Annotated in this window: 20 protein-coding genes; 10 read left to right on the top strand and 10 right to left on the bottom strand. The window is 71.8% G+C overall.

Annotated features, from left to right (window positions below):
• The first annotated feature begins 62 nt into the window (after positions 1-62).
• The 3 genes from ACLJQZ_RS24245 to ACLJQZ_RS24235 are packed head-to-tail and all read left to right on the top strand — an operon-like array spanning position 63 to position 2894.
• Positions 63-1232, top strand: coding sequence for a CaiB/BaiF CoA transferase family protein (locus ACLJQZ_RS24245; protein WP_410622164.1), 1170 nt, complete (start codon positions 63-65; stop codon positions 1230-1232).
• On the top strand, positions 1225-2022 hold the full coding sequence (locus ACLJQZ_RS24240; RefSeq protein WP_410622163.1) for a citryl-CoA lyase: 798 nt from the start codon (positions 1225-1227) through the stop codon (positions 2020-2022). The genes ACLJQZ_RS24245 and ACLJQZ_RS24240 overlap by 8 nt, the downstream gene beginning before the upstream one ends.
• 11 nt (positions 2023-2033) lie before the next feature.
• Positions 2034-2894, top strand: coding sequence for a dioxygenase (locus ACLJQZ_RS24235; protein WP_410622162.1), 861 nt, complete (start codon positions 2034-2036; stop codon positions 2892-2894).
• 60 nt (positions 2895-2954) lie between these two features.
• On the opposite strand, the gene ACLJQZ_RS24230 is transcribed toward ACLJQZ_RS24235, so the two are convergent.
• Both ACLJQZ_RS24230 and ACLJQZ_RS24225 read right to left on the bottom strand, forming a co-directional pair.
• A complete protein-coding gene (locus ACLJQZ_RS24230; RefSeq protein ID WP_247051857.1) occupies positions 2955-3488 on the bottom strand; it encodes a carboxymuconolactone decarboxylase family protein in 534 nt (177 codons plus the stop codon).
• A 143-nt stretch (positions 3489-3631) separates the two neighbouring features.
• Complete coding sequence (locus tag ACLJQZ_RS24225) at positions 3632-5347, bottom strand: glycosyl hydrolase family 18 protein (protein WP_410622161.1); 1716 nt, start codon at positions 5345-5347, stop codon at positions 3632-3634.
• A 294-nt stretch (positions 5348-5641) separates the two neighbouring features.
• Between ACLJQZ_RS24225 and ACLJQZ_RS24220 the strand changes: the two genes are divergently transcribed.
• From ACLJQZ_RS24220 to ACLJQZ_RS24210, 3 genes are read left to right on the top strand one after another with little or no spacing between them, the layout of a single operon-like run.
• Positions 5642-8218, top strand: coding sequence for an FtsX-like permease family protein (locus ACLJQZ_RS24220; RefSeq protein ID WP_410622160.1), 2577 nt, complete (start codon positions 5642-5644; stop codon positions 8216-8218).
• Complete coding sequence (locus tag ACLJQZ_RS24215) at positions 8211-8903, top strand: ABC transporter ATP-binding protein (protein WP_410622159.1); 693 nt, start codon at positions 8211-8213, stop codon at positions 8901-8903. Before ACLJQZ_RS24220 ends, ACLJQZ_RS24215 begins: the two co-directional genes overlap by 8 nt.
• A gap of 20 nt (positions 8904-8923) precedes the next feature.
• Positions 8924-9586, top strand: coding sequence for an ABC transporter ATP-binding protein (locus ACLJQZ_RS24210; protein ID WP_410622284.1), 663 nt, complete (start codon positions 8924-8926; stop codon positions 9584-9586).
• Between the two features lie 55 nt (positions 9587-9641).
• Here ACLJQZ_RS24210 and ACLJQZ_RS24205 read toward each other — a convergent pair whose 3' ends face one another.
• Entirely contained in the window at positions 9642-10481 is an 840-nt protein-coding gene (locus ACLJQZ_RS24205) for an oxidoreductase (protein WP_410622158.1), read from the bottom strand.
• 98 nt (positions 10482-10579) lie between these two features.
• On the opposite strand from ACLJQZ_RS24205, the gene ACLJQZ_RS24200 reads away from it, so the two are divergent.
• Complete coding sequence (locus ACLJQZ_RS24200; RefSeq protein WP_410622157.1) at positions 10580-11482, top strand: LysR family transcriptional regulator; 903 nt, start codon at positions 10580-10582, stop codon at positions 11480-11482.
• On the opposite strand, the gene ACLJQZ_RS24195 is transcribed toward ACLJQZ_RS24200, so the two are convergent.
• The gene (locus ACLJQZ_RS24195; protein ID WP_410622156.1) at positions 11479-12108 is read right to left on the bottom strand and encodes an FMN-dependent NADH-azoreductase; all 630 of its coding nucleotides are present in this window, start codon (positions 12106-12108) and stop codon (positions 11479-11481) included. The genes ACLJQZ_RS24200 and ACLJQZ_RS24195 overlap by 4 nt on opposite strands.
• A gap of 62 nt (positions 12109-12170) precedes the next feature.
• On the opposite strand from ACLJQZ_RS24195, the gene ACLJQZ_RS24190 reads away from it, so the two are divergent.
• Both ACLJQZ_RS24190 and ACLJQZ_RS24185 read left to right on the top strand, forming a co-directional pair.
• A complete protein-coding gene (locus ACLJQZ_RS24190; RefSeq protein ID WP_410622155.1) occupies positions 12171-12806 on the top strand; it encodes a TetR/AcrR family transcriptional regulator in 636 nt (211 codons plus the stop codon).
• A gap of 59 nt (positions 12807-12865) precedes the next feature.
• The gene (locus tag ACLJQZ_RS24185) at positions 12866-13945 is read left to right on the top strand and encodes a GDSL-type esterase/lipase family protein (protein ID WP_410622154.1); all 1080 of its coding nucleotides are present in this window, start codon (positions 12866-12868) and stop codon (positions 13943-13945) included.
• Positions 13946-14041: 96 nt separating this feature from the next.
• Here the strand turns inward: ACLJQZ_RS24185 and ACLJQZ_RS24180 are convergent, their stop codons facing one another.
• Genes ACLJQZ_RS24180 through ACLJQZ_RS24165 form a run of 4 tightly spaced genes read right to left on the bottom strand, consistent with a single transcriptional unit; the run spans position 14042 to position 16193 of the window.
• Positions 14042-14341 carry a hypothetical protein gene (locus ACLJQZ_RS24180; protein ID WP_247051866.1) on the bottom strand — a complete coding sequence of 100 codons (300 nt, stop codon included), beginning with the start codon at positions 14339-14341 and terminating at the stop codon, positions 14042-14044.
• The gene (locus ACLJQZ_RS24175; RefSeq protein WP_410622153.1) at positions 14328-14552 is read right to left on the bottom strand and encodes a hypothetical protein; all 225 of its coding nucleotides are present in this window, start codon (positions 14550-14552) and stop codon (positions 14328-14330) included. Before ACLJQZ_RS24175 ends, ACLJQZ_RS24180 begins: the two co-directional genes overlap by 14 nt.
• 46 nt (positions 14553-14598) lie before the next feature.
• On the bottom strand, positions 14599-15054 hold the full coding sequence (locus ACLJQZ_RS24170) for an Lrp/AsnC family transcriptional regulator (protein ID WP_247051868.1): 456 nt from the start codon (positions 15052-15054) through the stop codon (positions 14599-14601).
• Complete coding sequence (locus ACLJQZ_RS24165) at positions 15051-16193, bottom strand: M24 family metallopeptidase (protein WP_410622152.1); 1143 nt, start codon at positions 16191-16193, stop codon at positions 15051-15053. Before ACLJQZ_RS24165 ends, ACLJQZ_RS24170 begins: the two co-directional genes overlap by 4 nt.
• Positions 16194-16324: 131 nt before the next feature.
• On the opposite strand from ACLJQZ_RS24165, the gene ACLJQZ_RS24160 reads away from it, so the two are divergent.
• Entirely contained in the window at positions 16325-17272 is a 948-nt protein-coding gene (locus ACLJQZ_RS24160; RefSeq protein WP_410622151.1) for a 5'-3' exonuclease H3TH domain-containing protein, read from the top strand.
• Here ACLJQZ_RS24160 and ACLJQZ_RS24155 read toward each other — a convergent pair.
• Together ACLJQZ_RS24155 and ACLJQZ_RS24150 are read right to left on the bottom strand one after the other, a co-directional pair.
• Complete coding sequence (locus ACLJQZ_RS24155; RefSeq protein ID WP_410622150.1) at positions 17269-18486, bottom strand: GNAT family N-acetyltransferase; 1218 nt, start codon at positions 18484-18486, stop codon at positions 17269-17271. The two genes, ACLJQZ_RS24160 and ACLJQZ_RS24155, sit on opposite strands and share 4 nt — an antisense overlap.
• 56 nt (positions 18487-18542) lie before the next feature.
• Positions 18543-18881, bottom strand: coding sequence for a DUF4333 domain-containing protein (locus tag ACLJQZ_RS24150; RefSeq protein ID WP_410622149.1), 339 nt, complete (start codon positions 18879-18881; stop codon positions 18543-18545).
• Positions 18882-18885 lie beyond the last annotated feature (4 nt).

Raw genomic sequence — 18885 nt, 5'->3', positions numbered from 1 at the left:
GAGCCGCTCCCCCAAACTGAGCGGACATACGTCCGACTGACGGACGCGAAGGTGAGGTTCGGGTGGACAACAGCGCCGCCGGTCCGTTGACCGGGCTGCTGGTCGCGGACTTCTCCCGGGTGCTCGCCGGCCCGTACGCCACGATGCTGCTGGCCGACCTGGGCGCCGAGGTCGTCAAGGTCGAGGGCCCGCAGGGTGACGAGACCCGCACGTGGATGCCGCCGGTCCGCGGCGACGTCTCCACCTACTACCTCGGCATCAACCGCGGGAAGCGCTCCATCGCCCTGGACCTGCGCGACGAGGCCGACGCCGTCGTCGCCCGCGAGCTGGCGGCCCGCGCGGACATCCTGATCGAGAACTTCAAGCCGGGCGGGCTGGCCAAGTACGGCCTCGACTACGCCAGCGTGCAGGCCGCCAACCCGGGCTCGGTATATGCGTCGATCAGCGGGTTCGGCTCGGGCGAGGGCCGGCACGTGCCCGGGTACGACCTGATGGTGCAGGCGATCTCGGGGCTGATGAGCCTCACCGGCGACCCGGACGGGCCGCCGTACCGCGCCGGGATCTCGGTGTTCGACGTGATGGCCGGCAACCACGCGGTGATCGGCATCCTGGCCGCGCTGCGCCACCGCGACGCGACCGGCGAAGGCCAGCACGTCGAGGTCAACCTGCTGTCCTCGGCGCTGACCGGGCTCGTCAACCACAGTTCCGCCTACGCCGCCGGGCGTGTGGTGCCGTACCGGATGGGCAACGCCCACCCCAGCGTCTTCCCGTACGAGCCGCTGCCCACCGCGGACAACGACCTGATCGTCGCCGCGGCCAACGACGGGCAGTTCCGCCGGCTCTGCGAAGTCCTGGACCTGCCCGATGCCCCGGACGACCCACGCTTCGCCCGCAACGCCGACCGCACGAAGAACCGCGAAGAGCTCCGGCCGCTGCTCATCGAACGGCTCGCCACCCGCGGCGCCGTCGAGTGGTTCGAAGCCCTGACGAAGGTCGGCGTGCCGTGCGGGCCGATCAACACCATCGACGGCGGTTTCGCGATGGCCGAACGCTTCGGGCTCGACCCGATCGTCGAAGTCGGCGACGGCGACCGCGCGGTGCCGACCACCCGCCACCCCATCCGTTTCTCCGCCACCCCCGCCACCTACCGGCTGCCGCCGCCGGAGCTGGACGAGCACGGCGCCGAACTGCGGGAGTGGCTGACGAGTCCCCGGGAGGGCGACGATGGCTGACCTGCCGGCGTACGAGACGGCGCTCGGCGCGTCGAGCCGCGACAAGATCACCCTGCTCGGCCAGGACCTCGCCCGGGACGTGATGGGCGAGGTCGGCTTCGGCGAGCTGGCGTTCTGGCTCGCCACGCAACGACGTCCGGCCAAGGGCGAGACGCGGGTCTTCGAGGCGGTCCTGGCCGCGCTCGCCGACCACGGCTTCACCCCGACCGCGATCGTCACCCGGCTGACCTACCTCTCGGCGCCCGACTCGGTCCAGGGCGCGCTCGCCGCGGGCCTGCTCGGCGGCGGGTCGCGCTTCCTCGGCGTCACCGAGGACTGCGGCCGGTTCCTGCACGATGTCCTCGGCACCGTCGACCGCCCGCCCACCGACGAGGCCGGGTGGGACGCGCTCGCGGTGAAGACCGTCGAAAGCATGCGCGCACAACGGAAGTTCGTGCCCGGCCTCGGGCACCACGTGCACAAGGACGGCGACCCGCGCACGGCGAGGCTGTTCGAGATCGCCGCCGAAGAGGGCCTGCGCGGGCCGCACCTGGAGCTGTTCGCGGCGATCGGCCGGGTGCACCCGAAGGTGCTGGGCAAGACGCTGCCGCTCAACGGCGCGGGCGTCTGCGGCGCGGCGCTGGCCGACCTGGGCCTGCCGCTGGAGCTGCTGCGGGGGTTCGCGTTGCTGGCCCGCACGGCGGGGTTGATCGGGCAGCTCGCCGAGGAGTTGCGCCATCCCGTCGCGAACGACATCTTCCTGTCGGTGGACCTGAACAACCGGTCCGTCGCCCCGGATCCGGAAGTCTGAGAGGAACGCCGATGCAGCTGGTCACCGAGGACAACATCACCGAGCTCGCCGCGCGGCGCTGGGCGAGCGCGCACGACCCGCGGACCGCGGAGCTGATGGCCGCGCTCGTGCGGCACCTGCACGCCTTCGCCCGCGAAGTCCGGTTGAGCGAGACCGAGTGGATGGCCGCGATGCGGTGGCTCACCGAGACCGGGCAGATCAGCGACGAGAAGCGCGAGGAGTTCATCCTCGCCTCCGACGTCCTGGGCCTGAGCATGCTGGTCGTGCAGATGAACCACGCGTTCGACGCCAAGGCCACGCCGGCGACGGTGCTCGGCCCGTTCCACATCGACGGCTCACCGGAGAAGGAGTTCGGCGGCGACATGTCCGACGGCCTGCCGGGAGCGCCGCTCTACATCACCGGCACGGTCACCGGCCTCGACGGCTCCCCCGTCGGCGGCGCGGTCCTCGACGTCTGGCAGGCCGACGAGGAAGGCGCGTACGAGTCGCAGATCCCCGGCATCGACGAGGCCCGGCTGCGCGCGAAGTACGCCACCCGCCCCGACGGGTCGTACTGCCTGCGCACGATCGCGCCGAAGGGCTACTCGATCCCGATGGACGGCCCGGTCGGCGCGCTGATCGGCGGCACCGACATCAGCCACTACCGGCCGGCGCACGTGCACTTCCTGATCAACGCCGCCGGGTACGAGCCGCTGATCACGCACCTGTTCCAGGAGGGCGCCGAGTACCTCGACAGCGACGTCGTGTTCGGCACCAAGCAGGAGCTGGTCGTCACGTTCGAGCCGCGCGAGCCGGGCCCGACCCCGGACGGCGGGCACAGCGACGGGCCATGGATCGAAGCCCGCTACGACTTCGTGCTGCAGCCCGCGTAAAGATGTCCTGAAGGGCACCCTCATGGCTTCTATAGCCCTGAGGGTGCCCTTCACGGCTGATCAGCGCCCGTAGCCCTCGGCGGCCAGGACCTTCCCCATCTGCTCGTAGGCCGCGGGGTCTTCGGGCGCGATCGTGGCGAGCCCGTCGACGTAGCGGTTGTACATGCAGAACGCGGCCGCGATCAGCACGGTGTCGTGCAGTTCGAGGTCCGTCGCGTCCTGGGCCCGGGCCGCGGCGACGAGCTCGTCGGTGACGTTGCGGCCGGTCTCCCGCACGGCCAGCGCGATCCGCAGCAGGGCCTTGAGCTTCTCCGACACCGGCGCGTCGTCGATCCCGGCGCAGGCCGCGTCGACCACCGCGCGGCCGCCTTCGATGGTCTCGGCCGCGGTGGCGGCGTGGCTGCCGGTGCAGAAGCGGCATTCGTTGCCGTTCGACACGACGGTCGCGATCAGCTCGCGCTCGCCGACCGTCAGGCTGCTCGGCCCGCGCAGGAGCGTCTGGGCCAGGAGGTTCAGCGGGACCGCGGTCTCGGGCCGGTAGGCCATCAGCGACCGGATCCCGGGCAGCTCCGGGTCGAGCGGGATGTGGGGCATGTGTGTTCCTCCTCGCGAACGGAAGATCCAGTCTGTCCGGCGATGGCGCCCGCGCCAACCTCCACTTTGCCCAGTGGTGCTGCGGCCGAACGGCTCCGGTCCTCCCCGCGGGCAGGTGCGGGGAGGACCGGAGCCGCCTTTTCTCAGCCGAGGGTGACGTCGTCGGTGTAGACCGACCCCTGGCCGTACCAGCCGTGGACGTAGATCGTCACCGCGCCCGACGCACCGGTCGTGAACGGCACCGACAGCTGCGTCCAGCCGCTGCTCGAGGTCCAGGTGCTGGCGGTCGCGCCGCCCCTGACGCCGAGGTAGGCGTAGCTGCCCTGCACCCACGCCTTGAGCGTGTACGCGTGGTTCGGGGCGAGGGTGACGTTCTGCGCGGCCTCACCGGTCGACGACGCCGTGGCCGCCACCTGCAGGGCCTTGGTGCCCGAGTGCGCGGGCGAGGCGACGACCGAGTCGCCCGCACCGACCCACGGGCTCAGCGCGCCGGTCTCGAATCCGCCGTTGACGACCGAGCCGGTCGGCACGGTGCCGTTGACGGTGAGGGTGAAGGTCGCGCTGTGGCTGCCCGAGGTTCCGGCGCCGGTGACGGTCAGCGGGTAGACGCCGGGGACCGCGGCCGCGGTCGTGGCGACCGAGAGCGTCGCGCTGCCGCCCGCGGTGACCGAGCCGGGGCTGACCGACGCGGTGACGCCGGCGGGTGCGCCGGAGACCGAGAGGGCCACGGACTGGGCGGCGCCGGAGGTGACGGCGGTGGTGACCGTCGCCGAGGTGGAGGCGCCCGGGTTCACCGCGGCCGAGGCCGGGTTCGCGGCGAGGGAGAAGTCGTTGCCCGGCACGGTCGTGCCGCCGGTGAACGGCTCGAAGGCGTGGCTGAAGAACCACTGGGACTGGGAGATGCCGGAGCAGTTGTCCGCGGCGGCCCCGCCCGGGCAGCCGCCGTTGTCCCGCTGCAGCGCCCAGAAGGACAGCTCGTTGATGCCCTTGGAGACGGCCCAGTTGTAGACGGTGGCCGCGTCGGCGGTCGTGAACGTCTCGGCGGGGCCGAAGTCGTCGACGCCGATCATCTCGGTGATCCCGACACTGGCCCACAGCTGGGCCTGGGTCTTGCCCGGGTAGAGCGCCGCGAGCTGGGAGACCAGGCCGGTGGCCGAGGTCTGGGTGTCGGTGGCCATCTCGTGGGCGGCGTTGTCGTAGTAGTCGAAGGTCATCATGTTGACGACGTCGACGCGGGTGCCGTTGGTGACGGCGTTGCGCAGGACGGCCAGGCCGCTGTCGGCCAGGCCGCGGGTGGTCGTGGGCAGGGTGTAGGAGATCTGCAACGGCCGGCCGGAGGCGGCGGCCCAGTCCTGGACCTTCTTGATGGCCTTGTTGCGGCGGTCGATGCCGGCTGAATTGGTGAGCGAGTTGTCCTCGATGTCCATGTCGAGGCGCGGGACGTCGTAGGTCGTGATCACCGACTCGTAGGCCGCGGCGATCGAGTCGACGTTGGTGCAGCTGTCGGCGATCTCGGTGCCGGTGTTGTCGGCGGTGTAGCCGCCGAAGGACGGGATGACGTCGCCGCCGCGCGAGCGGATGGTGGTGATGTCGGAGCCGAAGGTGGCACTCGAGATCGGCATCCCGGAGTCACCGTTCCAGTAGACGGTGCACTGGCCCTTGGTGGCGGCCTGGATGAACGCCATGGTCAGGTGCTTGGCCCCGGACGCCTGGGCGAGCGCGGCCGGGCTTTCGCCGGTCCACGCCTCGAAGTAGGGGGCGAAGACGTGCGAGGGCAGCGGTGTGGCGGCCTGGGCGGTGCCGGCCGCGGCGACCAGCGTGCCGGCCGAGAATGCCGCCAGGGCAAGGGAAACGGACAATCGGGAGAAAGGTCTGCGTCGACGCACGTGCGCTCCAAGGAGGGCGGGGAGCCGTGCTGCGGCGTCGCACGGCGGGAACGTCCCCAGGATTGGATCAGACCAATCTGAGAGTCAAGGTCTAGACCACTAAACCGGCCGGATGGCCGTACTGGTTGCACCCGGCCTCTTCGACACCTTCGACCACAGCCGGTGAGCAACGATCGTGACAAAAACGTTCCGGTTCCTGGGGTGGCCCGGTAGCGTGCGCCTCCATGCGGGTGATGTGGGGGGAAGATCGAACAACTCAGAGTGACCATGCCGTGGCGTGCGGCACCGAAGGCCGCGCTCACCAGTCCCCTGACGCTGATCGTGGCGGCGGTGACCTCGCTGCTGGCGTGCTTCCTCGGCACCGCCGCGGTCCTGCAGGCCTCCGCGGCCGGCGGCGCGGCCGTCACCTACCAGACCGGGATCGTCTGCCCCGACGCCTACGGCCCGGTCTTCGGCAAGGGCAACATGCCGGTCAAGAACATCCCCGCGGTCACCGCCGCCGTCCAGCGGCACGCCCCCGCACACGGCTTCGGCACCCCGATCGTCGGCCAGTACACGACCGTCCTGCCCGGCACCCAGTTCAACGGCGTCCCGCACTACAAGATCCGCCTCGGCTACCGCGACCAGGCCGGGCTCGACCACCTGACCCTGCAGCAAGGCACCCGCGCACCCGGCCTGTGGCTCGGCAACGTCGTCGCCGACGCCGAGCACATCGGCCTCGGCGCCCGCCCGAGCATCCAGGGCACCGCGCTGCCGCCGGTCACCGGCATCTACCGCGACCTGCTCGACCCGCCGCCGCGCTGGTGGTGCTCCCAGCAGTCCGGCGCCGTGGTCGACCGGCTGGCCAACGACCCCATCGACTCGATCGTCTTCGCCACCGACCGCGCGAGTTTCGACAACGCCGTCCGTGCCCTCGGCCTGCCGACCATGCAGTACTTCCACATCTCGTTCTACGTCCCGCCGCCCACCACCCTCAGCGGCGCCGAAGACCTCCTGCAACGCTCCCAGGACCTCGTCGCCGACGTCCGCGCCGACCTCACCGCCCAAGGCCTCGGCAACACCGTCGCCGCCGACGTCCCCACGTTCGAACGCTCGGTGACGATCGCCCGCCAGGCCCAGGACAACGTGTTCGTCTCGATCCTGCCGCTCGCGGTGATCAGCGTGTTGGTCGGCTGCGCGGGCCTCGGCAGCGTCGCCCTGCAGTGGTACCAGCGCCGCCACGCCCAGCTGCGCCTGCTCTCCGCCCGCGGCAGCGGCCCCGGCGCCCTGGGCTGGCTCGCCATCGCCGAGCTCGGCCTGCCGATCCTGCTCGGCGGCGCGGCCGGCGCGGTCGCCGCCCGCCTCCTGCTCGGCGTCTACGGACCACCCGGCGCACCCGACTCCGACGCCGAACTGCGCGCCGGCATCGTCGCCGCGGCCGTGCTGCTGCTCTCCATGACGCTGCTCGCCCTCGTCGTCGCCGTGCGGGCACACCGCGAGTTCGAACTGGGCCGGGTACGCCGCAAGGGCAACCGGGCGCGGCTGCTCGCGTACTTCCCGTGGGAGCTCGCGACCGCGGGCATGGCCTGGCTCGGCTGGACCCGCCTGGCCGGCTACAGCACCGGCTCACGCCTCGGAAATCCATTACCCCAGGTCGACCCGCTCGCCCTGACCTACCCCGTCTTCGTCGTCCTGACCGTCGGGCTGCTGACCGCACGGCTGGCCTGGCTCGCCCTGCACGCCTCCCACCGCGCCCGCTTCTGGTCACACCCCGCCCTGCAGCTGGCCATCCGCCGGCTGGCCGGCGCCCGCGCCCCGGTCACCGGCGTGCTCGTCATCGGCACCCTCGCGATCGGCACCCTGGCCACCGGGATCGGCATCGCCGACGGCCAGGAAGACGCCCTCGCCACCAAGTCCGCGATCTTCGTCGGCAGCGACGCCCGCCTCGACACCGACAGCCCGATCGGCATGGGCACCGTCGCCATGCCGGCCTCCCTGGCCGGCACCAGCACCATCGTCGGCGAGCTCACCGGCACCGGCAGCGTGGTGCTGGTGATCGACCCCGCGACGTTCGCCAACGCCGCCGCACTCGACCGCGTCCCGGTCGACGACCTCGACGCGCTCCTGCGGAAGATCTCCCAACCCGACCCGCACGGCACGCCCGCGATCCGGGTCGGGCACCGAGACGGCCAGTCCGCGCACCTGCCCGGCGGCCTCCCCGACGCCGTGCCCGCGGGCGACCTGCCGGTGTTCCCGATGATCGGCACCTCACCCGGCTACGTCGTGTCCCGCACCGCCCTCAGTCACGCCCAGCTCGACGGGATTCCCAAGTGGAGCGTCCTGACCAAGACGGCGATGGCCGACGCCACCACCGCGCTGCGCTCGGCCGGGGTGTACATCCCCAACCGCGTCAGCCGCGAATCCGCACTGGACGGCCTCCCGTTCTTCGTCGTGTCGTGGACGTTCTCCTTCGTGGCCCTGCTCGGCGCCGTCCTCGGACTCGTCGCGATCCTCGCACTGCTCGTGGCCGTCGAAGTCCGGCGAAGGCAGAACGCCCTCGCCGGCGCCCTCGTACTGCGGATGGGCATGCGGCCACGGACCCTGCTCGCCAGCCACCTCATGGAACTCGGCGCCCTCAGCGGGCTCGCCATCGTCGTCGGCGTGGCCTGCGGGATCTCCGTCGCGGGCCTGTCCGTGCCGCGGTTCGACCCCGCGACGTTCCTCGCCCCCCGCTCCGAGCTACCCGACCCACTGCCGTTCGTGCTGACCGTGCTGGCCGTCGGCGTGCTCGTGGTGGGCCTGGCCGGCTGGATCGCGGTGCGCTCGGTGCGCACCGCCCGGACCGCGGAGCTGATCCGTGCCTGAGAAACCGATCTTCTCCCTCCGCGGCATCGGCGTCGACTACCAGACACCCGCCGGGATCGTCACCGGCGTCGACGACGTCAGCATCGACGTCCCCGCCCGCGGCATGACCGTCCTCGCCGGCCCGTCCGGCTCCGGGAAGTCCACACTCCTGCGCGTACTCGGGCTGTTCGAACAACCCGCCCGCGGCTCCCTGACGTTCCAGGGCGCCGACGTCCGCAAGCTCAAGCACCGCGAACGGCGCGCCCTCCGGCGCCACCACCTGGGCCTGGTGTTCCAGAACCCCTCCGACAACCTGCTCGGCTACCTCTCGGTCGCCGACAACCTGCGCGCCGCCGCCGAAGCCGCCGGCACCCACTGCCGCCCCGACGACATCCTCGCCCAGCTCGGCCTGCACGGCACCGGCGGCTGGAAGATCTCCGCGCTCTCCGGCGGCCAGCAGCAACGGCTCGCCTTCGGCTGCGTGCTCGCGGCCCGTTCGACGGTGATCCTCGCCGACGAACCGACGTCCCAGCTCGACGAAGCCTCGGCCGACCTCGTCCTCGACACCCTGCAATACCTGGTGGACCAGGACTTCGCGGTCCTGGTGGCCTCACACGACGAACGCCTCATCGACCTCGGCGCCCGGATCGCCCGCCTGCACAAGGGCGCCCTCGAAGGCATCGAAGAACGGGAGCCGCGGCCGTGACCGCCGAAACCGCACCGTCCATGCTCGAAGCCGTCGGCCTGCGCCGCAGCTTCGCCCACCCCAGCGGCGACATCGAAGTCCTGCGCGGCCTCGAACTGCGCGTCGCCGCCGGCGAACTCGTCACCGTCTCCGGCCGATCAGGCTCCGGCAAAAGCGCACTGCTGGCCCTGCTCTGCGGGTTCGACTCCCCCGACTCTGGCTGCGTGCTCCTCGACGGCGTCCCCATCAGCGGCGCACCGCCGTGGCACACCTGCGCGGTACTGCCCCAAGCCCTCGGCCTCGCCAACGAACTCACCATCGCCGAAAACGTCGCCCTGCCGCTGCGGCTGCGCTCCGACATCCCCCGCCCGTCCCGCCAGGTGATCCAGGACCGCGTCACCGACCTGCTCGACGAACTCGGCATCGGCGACCTCGGCGACCGCTACCCCCTCGAAGTGTCGTTCGGGCAGCAACAGCGCGTCGCCCTGGCCCGCGCGGTCGCCGGCCGCCCCCGGATCCTGCTCACCGACGAACCCACCGCCCACCTCGACGGCGGCAGCACCCCCCGCGTGCTCCGGCTGCTGCGCCGGTGCGCGGCCGAAGGCGCGGCCGTCATCGTCGCCACCCACGACGACGAAGTCCACCGCATCGCCGACCGCCGCGTCCGCCTCCTCGACGGCGTCCTCACCGCGCTACTCGACTGAAGTCCGTGAATGGCACATCGAGGGACTCAGAGTCCCTCGATGTGCCATTCACGGCTTACGCCAAGGCGGTCGAACGGCTCACGTCCTCCCACGCGGCCAAGTCCGCCGCCAAGGCCTCGTGGTGGCCCCGGATCGCCTCGACGGCGTCCGCGCCCAGCGCCAGCCGCAACGGGGCGTCCTCGCGCTCCACGGCCCGCACGATCGCCGCCGCCGCCTTCGCCGGATCACCCGGCTGCGTACCGTCCATGCCCTCGACCGCACCGCGCGTCCCCGACGTCGACACCGCGTAGGCGTCGATCGTGCGGGAACGGTGCATCCGGTCACCGCCGAACTCGGTGCGGAACGCCCCCGGCTCGACGATCAGCACCCGCACCCCGAACGGCGCCACCTCCGCCGCGAGCGCCTCCGAGAGCCCCTCCAGCGCGAACTTCGCCGCGCAGTACGCCCCGAACCCCGGCATCGACAGCTGCCCACCCATCGAGCTGATCTGCACGATCGTCCCGCTGCCCTGCGCCCGCAGGTGCGGCACCACGGCCTTGGTCACCTCGACCGCACCGAAGAACATCACCTCCATCAACCCGCGCAGCTCCGCCATCGTCAGCTCCTCGACCGCGCCGACCGAACCGTTGCCGGCGTTGTTCACCACGACGTCGATCCGCCCGAACGTCTCCAGCGCCGTCTTCACCGCGGCGTCGACCTGACCGGCGTCGGTGACGTCCAAGGCCGCCGTCCGGACCCGCTCGCCACCCGCCACTTCCAGGTCCTTCAGGGTTTCCGGCCGCCGGGCGGTGGCCAGCACCTGGTCGCCGGCGGCGAGAGCGGCCAGCGCCACCTCCCGGCCGAAGCCGGAAGAGCAGCCGGTGATCAGCCAGACGCGGCCGTCGGTGTTCGTCATCTCCGTGTTCCTCCCAGTACGTTTCCTCCGTCCATCCTGCGGAAGATCACGCACGCGGCGCCAACACCGATCACCTGGCACGGCTACAGTCAAAACCTGTGACCCCCGAGCTGCGGCAGCTGCGCTACTTCATCGCCGTCGCCGACGAAACCAGCTTCACCCGCGCCGCCACCCGCCTGCACATCGCCCAGCAATCCCTGTCCCAGCAGATCACCGTCCTCGAACGCACCCTCGGCGCCCGGCTGTTCGACCGCGACGCCCGCGGCACCCGCCTCACCGCCGTCGGCGCACTCTTCCTGCCCGAAGCCCGCGCGGTACTCGCCCGAGCCGACGACGCCGTCGCGACCCTCGGCCGCGCCGTACGCGGCGAAATCGGCACCATCCGGCTCGCCTTCCTCACCACCACGGCCAACTACCTGCTGCCACCCATCGTCCGAGCGGCCCGCGAACGATTCCCCGCCCTCGAGGTCCACACCGCCGAAGCAGCCATCGCCGACCTCGTCGACGGCCTCCGCGAACGCCGCTTCGACCTGGCCTTCACCCGCCCACCCCTGGTCGACGACCTCACCTCACAGACCCTCATGACCGAAGAGGTCTGCGCCGTCCTCCCCCAAGACCACCCACTGGCCACCCGCACGACACTCACCCTCGCCGACCTCGCCGACGAACCCTGGGTCCTCACCCCACGCAGCAGCTGGGAACCCTGGCACCGCGGCTACGACGACGACTTCGCCACCGCCGGCTACACCCCACACGTCGTCCAGCGCGCCCCGACCGTCCAAGGACTGCTCGGCCTCGTCGCCGCCGGAGTCGGCGTCACCCGGCTCACCCGCTCATCCCACAGCCTCCGCCGCACCGGCGTCGCCTTCGTCCCCCTCACCGGCGACACCGCCCGAACCGAACTCGTGTGGCTGCCCGGCAACGACAACCCCGCCCGGCACACCATCACCGACGTCGCCGTCGAACTCGCCGCCACCACCGACCTCACCCAAGCCGGCTAGAACGCCTTCGCCGCGTCACGGGCCGCCTCGTGCGCGACCCGGCCCAGCTCCTCGGCGTCACCGGTGAGCGTCGGGTGGAACCGGATCTCGGTGACGTCCTCGATGCCCGTCCAGTTCAGCCAGCCGGTGAAGAACGGCGCCTGGAAGTCGGCCCCGAACTCCCGCCCGAGTCCCGGACCCCACACCGCGCTCGTGTAGACGACCGCGGCGCGCTTGCCCCGCCCGGCCAGCAAGTGCACGTACCCGGTCGCCGGGTCGACGCCGAACACCCAGCCCGGCTGCGACACGACGTCGACGAACTGCTTGAGCACGTACGGCACCCCGGAATTCCACATCGGCACGCTGAACAGGATCCGGTCCGCGGCAGCGAAGCGGGCGAACGCCTCTTCCGCGGCACGCCACGCGTCGGCCTCCGCACCCTGCGGCGTACCGCCGCCGAAGACCGTCATCTTGGCGCGCGCCGCCGCGGGCCCGAACTCGGGCAGCGAGCCGTCCCAGAGGTCCCATTCGTCGATCTCGGCGCCCGGGTGGACCTCGCGGTAGGTGTCCAGGAAAGTAGCTGCCAGGCGCAACGACTGGGACTCTTCTCCACGTGGGGACGCGGAAATGTGCAGCAGATCAGGCATGAGGATGCTCCTCGAAGAGGTGTCGGCTTCCGCCGGACCAGAATTCGGACTAGAGTCCGCTTATGTCTTCGAACGTTAGCGGACCAGAGTCCGCTTCGTCAACGCCGACCGAACTCCCCGTCCTCGGCACACCCGTACGCGAACGCGCCGACGCCGCCCGCAACCGCATCCGGGCCCTCACCGCCGCCGAAACCCTCTTCGCCGAACACGGCGTCGACGCCGTCACCATGGACGACGTCGCCGCCGCCGCAGGCGTCGGCAAAGGCACCCTCTACCGCCGCTTCGGCGACAAAGCCGGCCTCGCCATGGCCCTGCTCGACGAACGCGAACGCGAACTCCAGCACCAAATCCTCACCGGAGGACCCCCACTCGGCCCCGACGCACCCCCCACCGACCGCCTCGCCGCGTTCATCGAGGCCTACCTCCAGCTCCTGAACCGCCAGCTCGACCTCGTCCTCCTCTCGGAGACCGCGACCACCGGCGCCCGCTTCCGCACCGGCGCCCACACCCTCTGGCGCGCCCACTGCCGCCACCTGCTCCACACCGGCGGCGCCCCCGACCCGGAAATCGCCGCCGACGTCCTCCTGGCCGCCCTCTCGGCCGAACAGGTCCGGCACTGGCTGCGAGACCGCCAACTCAGCCCGGAAGCCCTGACGAAGTCACTCGTCGGGCTGGTGCGGACCTGGCTGCCCGTGTGACCGGTCACGCACGGTGTCCTGATCCGGATCCGATCACCTGATCCGTAGAATCAGCCGTGATGCGACGACTTCGGTGGTACTGGGGGGCACTGGTCCTCGTCAGCGTGGCCCTCCTGGTGGGTTTCTTCGCCTTCTTCGGCTCCGAAAGCCAACCCGGACAACCCCAACCCCGCCAAGGCCCGCCCGGCACCGGCCCGCTCACCGTCGTCGCCATGGGCGACAGCACCGCCTCCGGCGAAGGCGCCGGCCAGTACACCCCTGCCACCAACGGCCAGGGCGGCGACTGGTGCCACCGCTCCCCCAACGCCTTCGTCGAAAAGATCGCCGTCCCCGGCATCACCGCCCACGTCAACCTCGCCTGCTCCGGCGCCCCCGCCGAACAGGTCGCCCTCGGCGATATCAAGCAGTGGACCGAAGGCTCGCAGGCACAACAGCTCGCGGCCCTGGTCAAGGACCACCGCGTCGCCGCCGTCGTGATCGCCGTCGGCGCCAACGACGACCCCAAGTTCTCCAACCAGGTCACCGACTGCTTCAAAGCGTGGTTCGACCCCGGCGGCCCGCCGTGCAGCACAGCACTCAAGCAGAGCTGGCAGTCCAAAGTGGACGCAATGGTCCCGAAGGTCGCCGCCGCCGTCTCCGACGTCAAGAAAGTACTGGCCCAAGCCGGTTACGTACCCGCGGACTACCAGCTGATCCTGCAGTCCTACGCCGCCCCGATCGGCCCCGACGTCCCCGAAGACCTGCGCAGCCTCAACGGCTGCCCGTTCCGGGTCGAGGACCTGCGCTGGATCTCCCAGACCGGCATCGGCGTCCTGTCCTCCGGCATCAAAACGGCCGCCCGGCAGACCGGCGCCCGGTTCCTGGACCTCGCCAAGGCCGGCGTGCAGCACGAAGCGTGCAGCGGCGGCGCCAATCCGGCGACGGAATGGTTCACCCGCCTGACCCTCCAGCTCGCCGACCTCGGCCAAGCCGACCGGGCGGGCCACGCGCTGCAGGAGTCGTTCCACCCCAACGCCGCCGGCCACACCGCGATCGCCAACTGCCTCACGGAGTTCATGACCACCCGCGAGGGCAACGCCTCCTGCCTCGCGGGCGCGGACGGCAAGCTCCACGCGGCCCCGGAAGTGGTCGCCCGCTGACCTCTCCTGCTCTTGAGCAGGTTTGAGTCGCGCCGTGTGTGCTTACTGGACCGTGTGGTTTTTCAACATCGCCCCGCCGTATAGGGCGTTATACACTTAAAGATCGAGGGCGGCTCGCAGTGCGATGTCGATGCGCTCTTGGACCTCCTGGTCGATCTCCGCGAGGCGCTCGTCGAACCACGGGCGGTAGAGCCGCGTGAGGTTGAGCGTCGAGACCCAGTAGCGGGCGTCGATCGCCACGCCGAGGATGTCCTGGGGGTCGCGGTCGAGCAGTTCGGTGCCGAGCAGCCAGGGGCGCTCGGACTCGTTCACCCCGTCCGAGGACAGCAGCACGACCGTGCGCTGCCGGGCCGGATCGGTCGGGGGGTGGTACGTCCAGACTTCACCCCTGCGCACGCAGATCCTTTTCCGCCGCGGTGCGCTCGGCCTCGTCGAACTCCGCGACGGCCGGTTCCGGCTTCTGCGGGGTGTAGCCCGTGCGTACCGCCTCGCGCCTGGCCGCCTTCGACAGCCAGGACGAGACCGAGATCCCGTGTGCTTTCGCGGCGCGTTCGGCGAAGTCCAAGGCGCCGCTGTCCAGCGAAAGAGTCACCTTACGTGTTGCCATACCTTTTACCGTACCAGTCCCCCGGTACCCGGCCACCCCGCCGGTGTCAGAACGTAGGCGAACGTCCCTCGAACGGCGTAGAGAGGACCACCGTGGTGCGAGTGGACACCTTGGCGGCCTCCCGGATCCGGCGCAGCAGGTCCTCCAGCGCCAGCGGCGACTGGACGCGCACCAGCAGGATGTAGGACTCGTCGCCGGCCACCGAGTAGCAGGACTCGATCTCCTTGATGTGCTGGATCCGCTGCGGGTAGTCGTCGGGCGCACCGGGGTCGTTGGGCGTCAGCGAGATCAGGGCCGTCAGCGGCAGCCCGATCTGCTCGCCGTCGAGCCGCGCGGTGTACCCGAGGATGACCCCGCGCTGCTCGAGGCGGCGCACCCGCTGGTGCACCGCCGACACGGACAGCCCGACGCGTTCGGCGAGGTCGGTGAAGCTGCGCCGCCCGTCGGCCGCGAGTTCCTCGACGATCGACTGGTCGAGCGGCTCCAGGCCACCGGTGGTCATGCGTCCAGCACGACGAGTTCGTGCGGCTGGTTGTTGACGGACTCGACGCCGTCCGCGGTGACGATCACGATGTCCTCGATGCGGGCGCCCCAGCGGCCCGCCTGGTAGATGCCCGGCTCGACGCTGAAGGCCATGCCCGGCTCCAGCGGCAGCGTGTTGCCCGCGATGATGTAGGGCTCCTCGTGCACGTCCAGGCCGATGCCGTGCCCGGTACGGTGGATGAAGTACTCGCCGAACCCGGCCTCGGTGATGACGTCGCGCGCGGCGGCGTCGACCGCCTCGGCCGTGACCCCCGGCTTCACCGCGGCGACCGAAGCGGCCTGGGCGCGCTGCAGCACGGCGTAGGTCTCGGCTACGTCGGCGTCGCGCGGCGCGCCGACCGAGTAGGTGCGGGTGGAGTCGGAGTTGTAGCCGGCCGGCAGCGGGCCGCCGATGTCGACGACCACGACGTCACCCTTGTCGATGACGCGGTCGGAGACGTCGTGGTGCGGGCTGGCGCCGTTCGGGCCGGAGCCGACGATTACGAAGTCCGCCCGGACGTGCCCCTCCTCGACGATCGCCGCGGTGATGTCCGCGCCGACTTCGGCCTCGGTGCGTCCGGCCCGCAGCCACTCGTGAACGCGGGCGTGCACGCGGTCGATGGCCGCGCCGGCGTCCCGCAGCGACGCGATCTCGGCGGCGTCCTTGCGCATCCGCAGCTCGCGCACGACCGGGCCGGCGAGGGTCTGCTCGGCCTCGCCGAGCGCCGCGCGCAGGGCCAGCACGTGCAGGGCCGGGGTGAAGTCGCTGACCGCGACGCGGCCGGCCTTGCCGAGCCGGTCGGCCACCAGCTTGTACGGGTCGTCACCGTCCACCCAGGTCAGCAGCTCGACACCGAGCTCGTCGGTCGGCACGTCGGCGTAGCCGGGCGCCTCCAGCTTCGGCACGACCAGCGCGGGCGTGCCGTCGGCGGGGACGACGAGGGTGGTGAGGCGCTCGAACGAGCCGCCGGCCTGGCCGATCAGGTAGCGCAGGTCGGAACCGGGCGCGATCAGCAGGGCGTCGGTGTCCGCGGCGGCCGCGGCGGTGCGGGCGCGGTCCAGGCGGGCGCGCAGGGCTGCGGCGTCGGGGGCGGGCGTGTGGAGGGAACGGCGCGACATGGGGCGAGCCTAGCCGGGCCGCCCGGGTGATCCATCCGCCCGGTGGTGCGACATGCCGCGGCCACCTCCGACCGTGCTGGGTGGCGCGTGGCCTGCCGGTCGGCGGCGCCGGGGCGTGGCAGGCTGTACGGGTGACCGGACCCCTTGCGCTGCTCGACTCCGCGAGCCTCTACTTCCGCTCGTTCTTCGCCCTGCCCGACTCGATGCGCGCCGCCGACGGCACCCAGGTCAACGCCGTGCGCGGGTTCACCGACACGATCGCGCGGATCCTCACCGACCGGCGCCCCTCGCGGCTGGTGTGCTGCATGGACGCGGACTGGCGGCCGAAGTTCCGGACCGACCTGCTGCCCAGCTACAAAGCCCACCGGGTGGCCCAGGAGACCACGGGCCAGGCGCCCGACGTCGAAGTGGTGCCCGACACCCTGACCCCGCAGGTACCGATCATCCTCGAGGTCCTCGAGGCGTTCGGCTTCGCCACCGCCGAGGCGGCCGGCTACGAGGCCGACGACGTCATCGGCGCGCTGGCCCACCGGGAGAAGAAGGACGCGGTCGAGGTCATCACCGGCGACCGCGACCTGTTCCAGCTGGTGCGCGACGAGCCGACCCGCACGTCGGTCATCTACGTCGGCAAGGGCTGGGCGAAGGCCGAGGAGCTCGGGCCCGACGAGATCGCCGAGCGCTACAGCGTCCCCCGCGAGAGCGCCGGCCCCGCCTACGCGGACATGTCCATGATGCGCGGCGACCCGTCGGACGGGCTGCCCGGCGTCGCCGGGATCGGCGAGAAGACCGCGGCGAAGCTGATCACCGAGTTCGGCTCCCTCGACGCGCTCCTGAAGGCCTCGGCCGCGAGCGACTCCCGCGTCCCGCTGAAGACGCGCCTGCGGCTGGCCGACGCCGCCGACTACCTGGCCGTCGCGCCGACGGTGGTCCGGGTCGCGGTCGACGCGCCCGTCGAGCAGTCCCGCCCGGACAAGGTCCCGGCCAAGCCGGCCGACCCGGACCGCGTCGCCGAGCTGGCCGAGCGCTGGAACCTCGGCAGGTCCGTCGACAGGCTCATCGAAGCCCTCCCCGGCGCCTAGAAGTACGTGCCGCACCACGGCGCGGTGACCGTGGTGAACAGCTCGTCCGCCCGGGCCGTCGCCGCCGGGTCGTGGACCGTGATCCGGCCCGCTTCGGCCAGCGCGGACGCACTCCACTCCCCCAGGTAGAGCATGGCCAGGGTGTCGACGTCCAGGCTCAGGTGCGCGGCGGCCTCGGTGCGGCGGGCACCGTCCGGGCCGACCTCGTAGTGCCCGGTGTTCGCCGTCAGCTGCCGGTCGGTCACGGCGAGGACCACCGGGGCGGCGTCGCGGTAGGTGCGGGCGTCCAGTGCGGTGCCGACGTCGATCAGGCGCAGCCACAGGTCGTCCTCGACCTCGGCCGTGCGGGCGTGCCGGTGGTCGGCCATCATCGCCGCCAGCGGCTCGTCGACCGGGCGGAACCGGGCGCGGACCCCGGAAACCAGGTCCACCGACAGCAGGAAGCGCCAGAGCGCGACGCGCGCGGCGGGGTCGGCCGCGTGCAGTTCGCGCACCTTCAGCACCGCGCCCTCGTCCGGTGACTCGAGGGTGCGGCGGTTGACGGTGCCGTACACGGCGAAGCCGTCGTCCCCGTCCGGTCCACTGTGGACGACCACGACGTGGTCCCCGTCCGGACCGACGAGCCGGTCGTGCGAGAACGCCCACCACCCCTCCGGGCGGGCCATCATCCCGGCCCGGTGCAGCCCGATCCGCTGGTACAGCGACGGAATCTGCTTGACGGCCTCGTCCGGGGTGAGCATCCGGACCCGCCCGGCGGCCGGGAGGCGTTCGTGCAGGCGCGCGGCGGGCCGGGCGATCCACGCCGTCTTGCCCAGCGTCGCGGAGCCGTAGCCGAACCGGCCGTAGATGGTGGGTTCGCTCGCGTGCAGCGCCGCCAGCGGCAGCCCGCGCGCGGCGACGTCGGCCAGCTGCGTGGCCATCATCGCGCTGAGCACCCCACGCCGCGTCCAGTCGGCGCGCACGCCCACGCCGTCGACCGCCGCGACACCGAGCGTGCGCCCGCCCGGCACGGCGATCTCCGTGTCGTAGGAACTCGTGATGCCGATCGGGGTCTCGCCGTCGAACGCGGCGAACTTGTGCACGGCCGGCCAGGACTCGCCGTAGCGGGACCAGTCTTCGTCGCCGATCCGGTTGCTGTGCAGCGAGCGGCCCAGCAGGTCGAACGTGCTGCGGCGCTCGTCTTCGGTGATGGGGCGGACGTCGAAGGCGGTCATGCGCCCGATCATGCCGGGACACCTGCGACGCGGCATCCCCTTTTTGCGGCCGGCAGTCAGCCCGGCGGGTCGACGCGGTAGCGGCCGTCCGCGTCGAGGACGGTGATCGGGACCCGTTTCGCCGTCCTCCCGATCTCGGCCGTGCAGGCGAACGCGCGGCCGGTGCTGACGGGCTGGCCGACCGGGCAGGTCACCCCGCCGACGTCGGCGATGTGGAAGCTCTCGACGAGGATCTTCCGGACGCCGTCGCGGACCGCGGCCGGGTCGAGCACCTTCACCGGCGCACTCGTGGGAACCGGGGTGCCGCGGCTCGGCAGCACCGGCGCCGATACCGACGCGGTGCAGCCCGCGAGCACGCAGCACAGCCCGACGAACGCGAGGAAACGCCTGGTCACGGTG

It is taken from the genome of Amycolatopsis sp. cmx-8-4 (genome assembly GCF_046548675.1).
In the GTDB taxonomy this organism is placed as follows: Bacteria; Actinomycetota; Actinomycetes; order Mycobacteriales; family Pseudonocardiaceae; genus Amycolatopsis.
This window is presented reverse-complemented; position numbering and strand designations above follow the sequence as displayed.